Genomic DNA, 12924 nt, shown 5'->3' on the forward strand with positions numbered 1-12924 from the left:
CTTGAGGGCTGCTGCACCGCCGCAAGGCGTCACCACGCCGTCCGGTGCCGGCGAGCGCTGGGTGGTCGAGCGCGCGCACTTGTGGATGAGCGGCTCTGGCACGACGAGCCGTTGCCACTGGGACGGCCGCCGCACAACCCGCCGGACACGGGGCGCCGCCGCGTGTCCGCAAGCGCTCGCCACCCGCGGGAAAGCGGGGCCGGGACGGAGGGGCTGACGGTAGGTCAGGTCACGGGCATGGAGTCGCGCCGATAGTTCCCGTTGTCGCGGTGTGTGCCGAATCACGCACTTCGGGTGTTGACCAAGTTGTCTGAGTCACAGCGGAAATGTCCATTTGGCGTCCATGCTCGACACACACAGCGGCTCCCGAAGCGGAGCCTCTCGGCATGGGCGTGAAGTCGTGAAGTGGCCCATGGCGCCGTCCTCGTGACGTTCCTCGCCCTCGAAAGGTGCCCATCATGGCCGCTTACCTCTGCCCCCCTGCCGTGATACACGGTGAGCACACCGTGCGGACCAGCCAGATCGTGGCGGAGGTCCGCGACCGGCATCCGCACGCGCCGTGGGCGCCGCGGATCGACGGCATCGCCGCCGGCACGGGCATCGAGACCCGTGGCTGGATGCTGCCGTTGGAGACCGCCGTCGCGCCCGGCGTCGGCGGCGGCCTGCGGGCCTGCGGAGCCGGGCCCGCCCAAGAGGCGCTGGCACGCGAGGGGTTCACCCCGCAGGACGTGGACCGCGTGATCGCCGCCCTGGAGGCGATACCCGCGCCGCAGACCGTCCAGGAACGCACCGCGCCGGCCTGGGAGGCGGTGCGGTCCTACGGGGAGCGCGCGGCCCGCGGGGCCCTGCAGATCGCCGGCCTGGACGCCGCGGACGTCGACTGCCTGATCACCAGTCACTCCACCACCCCGGCGCTGCCGGGTCTGGACCTCGCCCTGTCCAACGGGCTCGGGCTCCGCAACGACGTGATGCTGCTGCCGGCCACACAGTGGGCCTGTGTCGCGGGGACCCGCTCCCTGGCGCTGGCGGCGGACCTGGTGGCCGCCGACCCCGACCGGGTGGTGCTGGTCGTCGTCTCGGAGGCGCTGAGCACGACCTACCAGCCGGCGGACGACACCCTGGAGTCCCTGATCGTCAGGCTGCTGTTCGCGGACACCGCGGTCGCCGCGGTGGTCACGGGCCGCCCGAGGCGCGAGTCGGTGCTGCGACTCGACGCCGCCTGGCACCACACCCTGCCCGGCACCCAGGACCTGCACCGTCTGGAGACGCGGGCGGACGGCACCCACTTCGTGATGGACCGGCGCGGGCCGCGCGCCGTGCAGGAGACGGTCACCGCGATGTGGGAGTGGCTGCGCGCACGTTACGAGGACGCCCCCGACGCCTGGCACCCCGACGTGCTGCTCGCGCACCCCGGCGGGACCCGGGTGCTGGAGTACATGGAGCAGACGATGCCCGACACCTGGCCGTCGGGTCTGCTGGAATACAGCCGGGAGAGCTACGCCAGCGGCAACCGCGGAGGCGCCGCCGTGTTCGACATCCTGAGGCGGGCGCACGACGCCGGGCGGAAGTCGGGCGATCGCGCCGTCCTGTACGCGGCGGCACCGGGCCTCACCGCCACCGCCCTGGAAGGGGAATGGCTGTAGGGCGCCCCGTCCCTGCCACCGGTGCGAGTCGCCGCGATCGCCCGCTCCACGTCACCGGCTCAGCCCCACCTGCTCCCGGCCCGGCGTCACCGCCCGCCCGCCCGGCCGCCGTTGCACCGCTCCCCGCCGTGCCCGGCTGCCGCCTCACCTCGAGACCTCCGCCCAGACCACCTTGCCGGTGTCCGTCCACCGCACCCCCCACCGGGTGGTGAGTCTGTGCACGATGTGCAGGCCGCGCCCGCCGTCGTCGAGAAGGCCGCCCCTCCTCAGCCGCGGCCTGCCGTTGCCGGTGTCGCCCACCTCGCACAGGAGGCCGTGACCGGCCCTGATCAGTCGTACCGTGACGGGGCCCGCGGCGAACCGCACCGCGTTCGTGACCAGCTCGCCGACCAGCAGCGTCACGTCGTCCCGGACGTCGTCCCTGGTGTGCCATTGCCGCAGCAGCGCGTCGACGTGCGCGCGGGCCCGGACGGGCGCGTCGTCGCGGGCGGGCAGCCGCCAGGTCGCCGTGTCCTCCTTGCGGTAGCCGATCGTGCGCACGAGCAGCAGGGTCACGTCGTCACGGCGGCGCGCGGGCGCCAGCGTGGCGACGACGTGCCGGGCGGCCTGCTGCAGGGCGTCCCACGGGTGCACCGCGGACAGGGTGTCGGCCAGCCTGCTGATCCCCTCGTCGATCGACAGGGCCGGATCCTCCACCAGGCCGTCGGTGTAGAGGGCGAGCAGGGAACCCGGCGGCGCGTCGAAGGCGTGGACGTCGAACGGTTCCCGCAGTGCGAACTCGGCGCCCAGGCCCGGGTGGGGGGTGACCGCGAGCGGGCCCGCGTGGCCGTTCGGAAGCACCAGGACGGGAGGGAGGTGGCCGGCGCTGGAGAGCGTCACGTGGTGGCTGACCGGATCGTAGAGCGCGATGCAGCAGGTGGAGCCGAGGGCGCTGTAGCCGGCCGTGAGCCCGGACTCCGCGTCGTCCAGCAGCGTCACGGTCTCGTCCAGGTGCTCCAGCACCTCGTCGGGCGCCAGCCCCGCGGACAGCAGGGCGCGTGCCTCCATGCTCAGCTGGCCCATGGTCGCCGCGGCCCCCAGACCGTGCCCCACGACGTCTCCGACCACCAGCGCGGTACGCCCGTCCGGCAGCGGAAAGCTGTTCACCCAGTCGCCGCCGACGCCCGCGCTGTCGGGGGTGGCGGGCTGGTAGACGCTGGCGATCTCCATGGTGTGGCCGCTGGTCCGGGGCAGCAGCCTGCGCTGCAGCGCCAGTACCTGAGTGTGCTCACGGTGGTGCTGACGGGCCAGGTCGACGTGGTGGGCGGTCCTGGCCACCAGCTCCTGCAGATCGAACAGGTCGCTGTCGTGAAAGGGGCTGTCCGCCCGCCGCCAGACCTCCGCCACGCCCAGGACGACGGGTGGCGTGCCGTCCAGCACCAGCGGTATGCACGCCACGCTCGCCGACCGGTCGCCGGGCACCAGGGCCCGGATCACCCGCGGACTGCCGAGCAGCCGCTCGACCGCCTCCCGGTCCGGTATGACGATGGCCTGCGGCGCGTCGTCCCGTCGCACCGCTTGCGCCAGGAGGCGGCTCGCGTCGTTCGGAAGATCGTCGCCGGGAGTGGTGTAACCCTCGGGCCACACCCGGTCCGGCACCAGGGCCGCCCGCCGCAGCCGGATGCGCCCCTGTGCGTCTTCGGTGACCCCCTCGCCCGTCCACACGGCGAAGTCGAGGTCGACGGCTGCGACGTCGCCCCACGCCAGCAGGGATTCCGCCAGTGACTGCGCGGTCTCGCCGATGTCCAGGGAGGTGCCGATCGCGGTCTCGGCGGCGTACAGGTGCAGCCGCCTGGCCATGGCGATCAGGGAGACGGTCAGGCCGTCCTGGGGCGCCGCCGCGGGGAGGATGCTCATGGAGACCACCAGCTCCGACCCGTCGCGGCGGCGCAGGCGCTGGATCCGGGCGACGTGCGCCTCACCGATCTCCAGAACCTGCCGCAGCCGACGGGTGACCGTGGGCACGTCCCCGACGGGCAGCAGATCCGCGAACGGACTCCCGATCACGGCGTCCAGACCCGCGAACACGGCGGCGTCCAGATTGCAGCGGGTGATCCGCAGTTCCCTGTCCAGGCCGACCACCCCGAGGATCTGCTCCTGACGGTCGGCCGCCCGGTCGTCGGGCGGGCGCGGCCGGGCGGCGCGACCGCCCTGCGCGCCGCCGGGACCGGCGGCCGCCGCCGGTCCACCGCGCGGCGAGTAGCGTCCCAGGGCGCTGCTGAGCAGGTCGAACGGGGATGAGGACGAGGGCGACGGCGTGGAGTCCATGCTGCTCTCTCGGCATTCCCCGGCCCAGCGCCGGGTGCGTTACTCGGACCCGTGCGACGAGGGCCCCGAGATCCCTGATCGCACACCTCATTGAATACCACCGGGCGTCGCTTCGCCCACATCAGCGGATCGCGCGACGAACACGGAGGGTGAGGCGGCGCGGCGGGCGCGGAGCCCGTGCTCGCGTCGGCGGCCCGGCAGCCGGACTCATGCCGGCCTGCGCCACACCGAGACGTGCTTGGCGGAGTCCTGGGTGAACGGCGACCCGTCCCAGTCGGCGACGCGGCGTTCCCGCTCGAGCCCGGCGATCCGTGCCATCAAATCGAGCTCGGCCGGCCAGGCGTACCGGTGCCGGGAGGCGTCGCGGCGGTAGCGGCCGTCGTCGCCGTCGCGGGTGAGGTGGTGGGAGACGAGGACCTGTTCGACGAGGTCGAAGGTGTCGAAGCCGAGATGCCGCTCACTGACGTCGAACGGCACGGCGACCTGACCGGGAGGCAGCGACCGCAGCGGCGGCACGCCGAGCTCGACGACGAATCGGCCGCCGGGCGCCAGATGGCGTGCGGCGTTGCGGAAGCACTCGACCTGCTCGTCCTGAGTGAGCAGGTTCGTGATGGTGTTGTAGACGAGATAGACCAGGGTGAACTCGCCGTCGACGACGGTGGTGGCCATGTCTCCGACGGTCACCGGCAGCGTGTCCTCGTCGACCTTGCTCCGCAGCCGTGCCGTCATGTGCTCGGACAGTTCGATGCCCGTGACCCGCACGCCGCGCTCGCGGAGCGGGACGCCGACCCGTCCGGTGCCGATGGCGAACTCCAGCGCCCGGCCGTCTCCGGCGAGCTCGGCCAGGAAGTCGAGCGTGGGTCCGAGAACGACGGCCGAGAACAGCTCGCTCTCCTCGGCGTCGTAGCGGTCGGCGGTCGCTCGCGTCCACAGCTCACTGCTCGTCATGGGCCGCCACCCTGCCGGGCGCCCCGGAGCGCTGTCGACCGATTTCCGCGTCCGTCGCACAGGGGGTAAGCGCTTTCCGGATGTTTCGGGCGCTCGGGGACCGGGCCCGGGATCCCGACTCGTCCACCGCCTTGACGAGTTCATGGCCATCCTTGAGCATGCCCAGAGCGCGATTCCTTCTGTTGGGTTCTGTTCGCCTCTGTGTTGTGAAAGGGAGTGTCGTGTCCCCTCGGCATCGCATCGTCCGGGCGCTGGCGCCCGCGGTTCCCCTGGCGCTCGGCGCGAGTCTGGTGGCCGCGCCCGCGGCGAGCGCTGATCCGGCACCGCAGAGCGCGGTCACCGTGCGCATCGACCCGTCCTACCGGCAGCAGGAGTTCGAGGGATGGGGCACCAGCCTCGTCTGGTTCGCCAATGCCACGGGCCGCTACCCCGACCCCATCCGAAGACGTCTCGTGGACATGCTGTTCGGCGCGGACGGCCTCGGCCTCACCATCGCCCGGTACAACATCGGCGGCGGCAACGCTCCCGACGTCCGCACGGACTACATGAAGCCGGGCGCCACCATGGAGGGCTTCTGGAAGGCCCCCGACGGGACCACCCGGCAGGACGTCGACTGGTGGGACCCCAACGACCCCGGCCACTGGAACTGGGACGCCGACGCCGGCCAGCGCTGGTGGGTGGACCAGATCAAGAGCAAGGTCAGCCGGTGGGAGGCGTTCAGCAACTCGCCGCCCTGGTTCCAGACCGTCAGCGGATACGTCTCCGGAGGTTTCGACGCGAGCGCCGACCAGATCCGCGCCGACCGCGTCGACGACTTCGCCGCGTATCTGACGAAGGTGACCGAGCGTCTGGAGCAGGAGCACGGGATCGAGTTCGACACGATCGACCCGCTCAACGAGCCCAACACGCCCTACTGGGGCACCCAGATCGGCGCGGACGGCCGGCCCACGGGCGGACGCCAGGAGGGCGCCCACGCGGGGCCGGAGCTCCAGCAGAAGGTGATCCTCGCACTCGACAAGGCACTGCGAGGCGCGAGGACGGACGCCCGGATCTCCGCGATGGACGAGACCAACCCCACCCTCTTCACCCAGAACTGGAACGCCTACGGCGCTCCCGCCCGCGCCGCCGTCGGCCAGCTCAACGTGCACACCTACGGCACGGGCATGCGCACCAGCGCACGGGACATCGCCAAGGGCGCGGACAAGAAGCTGTGGATGAGCGAGGTCGAGGGCACCTGGGGTACCGGCACCGACTTCACCGGCATGGAGCCGGGGCTCGGCATGGCCACCCGGATGGTCGAGGACATGCGTGAACTGGAGCCCTCGGCCTGGGTGTTCTGGCAGCCGATCGAGGACGCGATCCCGCAGGCCGCTGCCGGCAAGAACTGGGGCAGCATCCACGTGCCGTTCAACTGCACGGCCGAGGACACCCTGCAGACCTGCCCGATCCGCACCAACTCCAAGTTCCACACCATCCGCAACTTCACCCACTACATCCGCCCGGGCGACCACTTCGTGAAGGCCGACGATCCGTCGAGCGTCGCCGCGGTGCAGAGGTCCGGCCGAACGGCGACCGTCGTCCACGTCAACGGCGGCGCCTCCGCACGCTCGGTGACCCTCGACCTCGCCCGCTTCGGCACGATCGCCCGCGGCGCCCTTGTCACGCCCGTCGTGACGAGTGCCGACGGCGCCCTCGTGCGCGGCGCACCGGTCCGCGTGCGCGACCGGTCGGCCACGCTCGTCGTCCCGCCCAAGTCCGTCACGACCTTCCTCGTCGACGGGGTCGGCGGCGTGGCGCACGACGCCGCGCTCGTCCAGCCGGGGCACGTCTACCGGCTCCAGGGGACGCAGAGCGGGAAGTCGCTCGCCCCGTCGGACACCGGCAGCGGCGTCGTGCTGCGCACCGACGATGCCGGCAGCGCGCAACAGCTCTGGTCCGTAAGGAAGTTGACGCGCGGCACCGGAAACCGTGAGCGCTACGCCCTGGCCCGCACGGGGACCGGCGAACTGCTCGCCGTGCGCGAGGGCCAGGCCGTTCTGGAGAAGCCGGAGAAGGGCGGGGTCGCCGAAGCGGCACAGTGGATCATGTCGACGACCGGCGACGGCACATGGACGTTCGTCAACGCCGCCACCGGCCGACTGCTCGACGTCGCCGGACAGTCGACCGCGGACGGCGCCAAGGTGTCCACCTACACCCCGACCTCCGCGGCGAACCAGCGCTGGTCCGTCATCGACGAGACGGTCCTGCGCACCGAGGCCGCCGACGCGTTCACCGTCCCGGGTCTGCGGCCCGACCTGCCGAAGACGGTGACACCGGTGTTCCCCGGCGGCGCTCGCGGCGCGCTCCCCGTCGTGTGGAAGCTCCCGTCCGACCGGACCTGGCGCGCTCCCGGGACGGTGCGGGTCAGGGGCGAGGCGACCGACCCCCTCGGACGGACGGTCCCCGCGGTCGCGGTCGTCACCGTCGACACGATCGCCTCGACCCTCGCGGGGCGCGCCAAGACCTACGTCGGCGGCACGCCGGGCCTCCCGGCCACCGTCGTCGGCGTCGGCCGCCACGGCGGCCGGGTCGATCTGCCGGTGACGTGGGACCCGGCGCCCGAGGGGGCGTTCGAGGGGACCGGAGTCGTCGTCCTGCGCGGCGTCGCCCGGGTCGTCGGCGGCGGCACGGTCGACGCGACGGCGCGCGTGCAGGTCACGCGACCCGTACAGACCAACATCGCCGCGGACGACGGTGTCGCCGTCGATGCCACGTTCACCGAGAGCGGGTACTCCGCGGAGCGCCTGCGCAACGGGGACCTGTCCGAGAAGGCCTGGTCCAACTGGAAACCGGGGACCGCCAAGAACCCCTCCGACACGATCACCTTCACCCTGCCCGCGGCGCGCGACCTGAGCCGGATCGTCACGCACTTCTACCGGGACGGGAGCAGCGCCTCGTTCCCCGAGACGCTGAAGGTGCAGGTCCGGGAGGCCGGCACCGGAGCCTGGGCGGACGCCGGCGGCCCCGTCGCGGTCGGCGGCGAGGGCACACCGGTGGTCGACGTCCCGGTGGCGGCCGAAGCGGCGTCCGCGGTACGGGTCGTCATGACCGCGCGCCCGGGGGGCTACCTCACCGCGAGCGAGATCGAGGTGTTCGCCAAGGCCCCGGGAGTCGGCTCGGACGCCGCCGCCGCGTCCGTCGAGGTGGCCGGCACGCCGATCGCGTCGTTCGACCCGGACACCACCGCCTACCGGGTCGTCACCGGCGCCCCGGGACGCAGCCGGGTCACGGCGACGGCCCGCGACCCCTACGCGAAGGTCGCCGTCGAGTATCGCGACGAGCGTGGCGGACGGTCGGCGATCGTCACCGTGACCGGCGAGGACGGCTCGCAGACCCGGACGTACCGGATCCGCCTCGTCCGACGCTGAGCCCGTACGGGGCGCGCACCGGGTGGCCGGGTGGCCGTGCGGGTGGCCGCCGGCCCCCGCCGGGGTTCACGCGCCGCGGTTCCGCAGCCGTGGCCGACCGTCGGGCCTGGCTAGGCCGCGGCCTTCGCGGCGGCCGCCTTGCCCTTGCTGACGGCCTCCTCGTGAGCCCTGGCCTTCGAGGCCTCGGCCAGCGGGATCAGCTCGGCCATGGCCGGGTTGGAGTGGGCCGCGGTGAGCTCGGGGACGATGAACTCGACCGTCATGCCGAGCATGTCGCCGAGGACCGCCTGCAGGTAGTTCTGCACGTACTCGTAGCCCTCGCGCGGGGTGCCCGGGGCGTAGGAGCCGCCGCGGCTGGCCACCACGTAGACCGGGGTGCCCCGGACCGACGACCCCTCGGCCGGCGCGGTGCGGCCCATGAGGATCACCTGGTCCAGCCAGGTCTTCAGCGTCGAGGGGACCGTGAAGTTGAGCATCGGCGCGCCGATCAGCACGGCGTCCGCGTGCTCCAGCTGCTCGATCAGCTCGAGCCGTGGCGCGAAGGCCGCGGCCTGCTCGGGGGTGTGGTCGGCGGGGGCGGCGAACCCGGCGGACGCGGTGAGGGCGTCCAGGTGCGGCACCGGGTCGGCGTCCAGGTCGCGGTGGATCACGGTGCCGTCGGGGTGCTGTTCCTCCCATGCCCGGCGGAAGGCCGCCGTGACCGAACGCGAGGTGGAGGCGGACTCGGGGAAGAGGGACGAGTCGAGGTGCAGCAGCGTGGCCATGAAGAAGTCTCCAAAGAGAGGGGGACGGCATGACTGGGCGTCGGTAAGGGGCTGCCGTTCCGTGTGTTCCTATTGATAGCACAGTCCCTTACTTTTTCTCAGCTGCTAGGGTGGTTGTCGTACACTTCCGGCATGGAGGAATCGGCCATGGGGCCCTGCAAGACGGTGGACGGCGGGATCACGCGCGTCTTCGTGTTGCTCGGCAAGCGCTGGACCGGCCTGATCGTGGCCGTTCTGATGGAGCGGCCGGTGCACTTCTCCGACCTGCGCCGGGCCATCCCGGGCATCAGTGAGCGCATGCTGTCGGACCGGCTGGCCGAGCTGGGCGCCGCCGGGCTCGTGGTGCGCGAGGTGGATGAGGGGCCGCCGCTGCGCGTCGCCTACCGGCTGACCGAGGCCGGCGCCGCCCTCGGGCCGGCCCTGGCCGAGCTGCGGGGCTGGGCGGAGCGGTATCTGCCCGAGGGGCGGCACGGCGCATGCCGCGGCGCGGAGGCCGCCGTCCCGGGGGAGTGAGCCCGCCCGCGGTGCGAGCGCGGCGCCGACGGCGCAGGTGACGCCGGGCTCCGTTGCGCAGTGTGCGGGTCAGCCCGCGTCGGGGGTGCGGATCGCGGCGATGTCGAACTGCAGACGCACCTTCTCGCTCACCATGGCGCCGCCCTCGGCCAGGCGCGCGTTGTACGTCAGACCCCAGTCGGAACGGTCGATGGTGGTGGTGCCGTCGAAGCCCGCCCGCTCGTACCCGAACGGGTCGACGACGTGGCCGAGATAGGTGAGCTCGAGGACCACGGGCCGGGTCACGTTCCTGATGGTGAGGTCCCCGGTCATGCGATAGACGTCGGAGCCCGAAAGCTGTACGGCGGTGCTGGTGAAACGCATCCGCGGATAGGTGGCCGCGTCCAGGAAGTCACGGCCGGCCAGGTGGGCGTCGCGTTGTTCCACACCGGTGTCGACGCTGGCGGTGGACAGCACGATCTCCGCGCGCGAGCGGGCCGGGTCGCGGCCGTCGAAGTAGAGGCGGCTCTCGTACCGGGTGAAGGCCCCGCGCACCGTGGTCACCAGGGCGTGCCGGACGGAGAAGCCGACACGGCTGTGGGCGGGGTCGATCATCCACTCGCCGGTCAGCGCGGCCAGCGCGGGGTCCGGCGGGCCGCCGGAGCCGGCGGGGGTGAACGCCGCCGGTCCGGCGGGCCGTTGAGATGCGGCGGAGGGCGTCGAACGCCGAAGGGAGGCGCCGCGGGTGAACAGGTTCATGACTCACGTGGTTACTGCACGGCCGGTGGCGCCGCAAACCCGTGCCCCGAGCCGTGGCGGTCCGAATCAGTACCGAAGGGTTCATAGACGTCCATCGTCGGCCGGGGGGCTACAACATCCACACACGGCCGTCACCGAATGGTCCGGCGCTTCTGCGGCCGGGTTGCCGGGCGGCCCGGCGCGAGCGGACCGTCCGGGCGGCGGCCGGGGCGCCGGCCCGTTCGCGCGCGCCTGTCCCGGAGAGCTCGCCCCGTGACGTCGCCGCGGCACCGGGGTGGAACGTCAGCGGGCCGGCGCGCGTTCGACGAAGTGCTCCAGGTCATCCGTCGTGGGCCGCAGCAGACCGTCGCGCAGGGCGAGCGCCGTGGCCTCGGCGCGTGAGGCGCTGCCGGTCTTGCGGAGCAGGTGCTCGATGTGGCTGTGCACGGTCCGCGGGGACAGGAACAGCGCCTGGGCGATGGCCTGGTTGGTCTGACCGCGGGCGGCCCGGGTGAGGACCTCCAGCTCGCGCGGACTCAGGCCGTACGGCAACTCGGTGGGCGTCGCGGTCACCAGGACCGCGTCCCTGGCCAGCGGCGACCCCGCGGTGCACCGGCTCAGCACCACACGCCGCCACTCGCGGCCCACCGGCCACAGGGCCCGCAGCCGCATGCCGCCGGCAGCCGTGAACGCCCCGACCAGACGGACGAACGCGTCGTCCGCCAGCACCTCGGCGGGCTCACGGCCGGGCAGATCGATGACCCCCGCCGCCGTCACCAGACTCGCGCCCGCTCCGGGCGGCAGGTCCTGCATGTCGCCGGTGTGTGCGACCGGGTCGGCGAGGGCGCCCAGAGCGGGCAGCACCGAGGAGAGCAGCCGCCGTGCGTCCGTGTCGTACGCGCCGGGACCCTCGACGGACAGGTTGATCAGGCCGACCAGGCGCCCGTGATGGCGCAGGGCCCCGGTCAGCGCGTCCCGGAAACCGGCCGGGCGGACCCGCTCGGCGTAGAACCAGCCGTTGCGGAAACGCTGTCCGCCGGACGTCGTGTCCTCCACGTCCTCGGTGATGGACGGGGGCAGCGTCTGCCGGACGACGTTGGCGTACCAGGGGGTCGAGGTGAACTCGGCGGCGAGCGACTCGGACGTCCCGGCCGGGTAGCCGATGCCCGCGAGCTGCACGTGCGCTCCGGTGCGCGGGTCGATCGCCAGCAGGGTCGCGGCGTCGAGGGGCAGGGCCCGGCCGAGTTCGTCCAGGGCCTGGGCGCAGGCCGAGGCGGTGTCCCGTTCACGGGTGAGCATGCCGATGCGGGCGGCCGCCGCGAGCTGCTGGTGGCTGATCATGGCGGGCCTCCGGGAACCCACGACCGGTAGTGTCGTTTGGCCCCTAACGGTAGGGCCCTTCGGGCGGTCCGACAAGCCGTTCGCCGTTTCGTGACCGAAGTGCGCCGACGGTCGCCCGCCGCCGGTCCGGTCGGTATTTGTACGGATGGCGGGCCGGGCCGCACGGGTCTTTCCTGTTCGGCACAGCCCGACGCCCGATGCCAGCGAGGCCGGGCCGCGACCCTCGGAGAGCGCCGCCATGAACAGATTCCCGTCCCCGCCCCCCTCCTCGCGCCGGCAGTTCCTCGGTCTGTCGGGAGGGACCGTCGCCGCCGCCCTGCTGGGCGCCGCGGGGTGCTCGGCACCCGGCGGGAGCGCGAGCTCGGCACAGGCCGCGGGGGCGTCGGGCTCCGGCGCGAAGACCCTCACGAAGATCGGTCTGGACTATCCGTTCACACAGATCCCGCTCTACTCGGCGCTCGTCAAGCTGTCCACCGCCGCCGGGAAGAAGCGCGGCGTCTCCCTGGTGACCACCAACGACGCCGCGAGCGCCGACGCCCAGGCCGCCAACCTGCGCACCTGGGTCGCCCAGAAGATCCCCGCCATCGTGTCGTTCCCCATGGTCTTCGAGGCGACCGAGTCGGTCGCGAAGGCCGCGACGGACGCCGGCCTGATCTGGGTCACCTACGGAGGGTCCCTGGAACACCAGAGCGCCGACATCCAGTTCAACTTCCTCAAGGGCGGCACCCTCCTCGGGGAGGCAGCCGCCAAGTGGGCCCAGGAACAGCTCGGCGGCAAGGGGAAGATCGCCTTCCTCACCGACGACACCATCCAGCTGGGCCGCGAGCGCACCAAGGGCATGATCGACGCCTTCACCAAGGCCGCGCCCGGCGTGGACGTCGTCGCCCGGGAACAGGCCATCGACCCCGACACCGGCCTGTCCAAGGCCCGGGCGGTGCTCGCCAAGCATCCCGACCTCAACCTCGTCCTCGGGGTCACGGACGCCGCCGCGTACGGCGCGTACAAGGCGCTCCAGCAGACGGGTCGCGCCACGACCGACGCCAAGACCTTCGTCGGCGGGCAGGACGGCGCCGCCCCCTCCCTGCTGGCGATCAAACAGGGCACCTTCTACCGGGCGTCGGCCGCCCTCGCGCCGCAGGACATCGCCGACGCCGTCGTCGAGGTGCCCCTCGCCGTCGCCGCCGGGAAGGCGAACCCGAGCGTCCAGGTGCCGATCACCCTCGTGGGGCCGGGCGACACCGCGCGCATCGACGTCCTGCTCGCCCAGAACGCCTAGGCGCGGCC

9 protein-coding genes are annotated in these 12924 nt (G+C 72.8%); 4 read left to right on the forward strand and 5 right to left on the reverse strand.

Annotated features, from left to right (window positions below):
- The first annotated feature begins 458 nt into the window (after window positions 1–458).
- Window positions 459–1643 (forward strand): polyketide synthase, encoded by a 1185-nt coding sequence (locus tag C6376_RS38245; protein WP_107447602.1) that lies wholly within the window; start codon window positions 459–461, stop codon window positions 1641–1643.
- Between the two features lie 144 nt (window positions 1644–1787).
- Here C6376_RS38245 and C6376_RS38250 read toward each other — a convergent pair whose 3' ends face one another.
- A complete protein-coding gene (locus C6376_RS38250) occupies window positions 1788–3950 on the reverse strand; it encodes a SpoIIE family protein phosphatase (RefSeq protein WP_107447603.1) in 2163 nt (720 codons plus the stop codon).
- A 207-nt stretch (window positions 3951–4157) separates the two neighbouring features.
- Window positions 4158–4898: a class I SAM-dependent methyltransferase gene (locus tag C6376_RS38255; protein ID WP_107447604.1), complete on the reverse strand. Its 741-nt coding sequence runs from the start codon at window positions 4896–4898 to the stop codon at window positions 4158–4160.
- 221 nt (window positions 4899–5119) lie between these two features.
- Here C6376_RS38255 and C6376_RS38260 point away from each other — a divergent pair, with 221 nt between their 5' ends.
- Window positions 5120–8305: a glycoside hydrolase gene (locus C6376_RS38260; protein WP_254076246.1), complete on the forward strand. Its 3186-nt coding sequence runs from the start codon at window positions 5120–5122 to the stop codon at window positions 8303–8305.
- A gap of 110 nt (window positions 8306–8415) precedes the next feature.
- On the opposite strand, the gene C6376_RS38265 is transcribed toward C6376_RS38260, so the two are convergent.
- Complete coding sequence (locus C6376_RS38265; protein ID WP_107447606.1) at window positions 8416–9069, reverse strand: FMN-dependent NADH-azoreductase; 654 nt, start codon at window positions 9067–9069, stop codon at window positions 8416–8418.
- 132 nt (window positions 9070–9201) lie between these two features.
- Here C6376_RS38265 and C6376_RS38270 point away from each other — a divergent pair, with 132 nt between their 5' ends.
- On the forward strand, window positions 9202–9582 hold the full coding sequence (locus C6376_RS38270; protein WP_107447608.1) for a helix-turn-helix domain-containing protein: 381 nt from the start codon (window positions 9202–9204) through the stop codon (window positions 9580–9582).
- Between the two features lie 69 nt (window positions 9583–9651).
- Here the strand turns inward: C6376_RS38270 and C6376_RS38275 are convergent, their stop codons facing one another.
- A complete protein-coding gene (locus C6376_RS38275; RefSeq protein ID WP_107447610.1) occupies window positions 9652–10320 on the reverse strand; it encodes a YceI family protein in 669 nt (222 codons plus the stop codon).
- Window positions 10321–10602: 282 nt separating this feature from the next.
- Window positions 10603–11640 (reverse strand): LuxR C-terminal-related transcriptional regulator, encoded by a 1038-nt coding sequence (locus C6376_RS38280; RefSeq protein WP_107447612.1) that lies wholly within the window; start codon window positions 11638–11640, stop codon window positions 10603–10605.
- 238 nt (window positions 11641–11878) lie between these two features.
- Here C6376_RS38280 and C6376_RS38285 point away from each other — a divergent pair, with 238 nt between their 5' ends.
- Window positions 11879–12916 (forward strand): sugar ABC transporter substrate-binding protein, encoded by a 1038-nt coding sequence (locus C6376_RS38285; RefSeq protein WP_107447613.1) that lies wholly within the window; start codon window positions 11879–11881, stop codon window positions 12914–12916.
- Window positions 12917–12924: the final 8 nt, after the last annotated feature.

Source organism: Streptomyces sp. P3, from assembly GCF_003032475.1.
Lineage (GTDB): Bacteria > Actinomycetota > Actinomycetes > Streptomycetales > Streptomycetaceae > Streptomyces.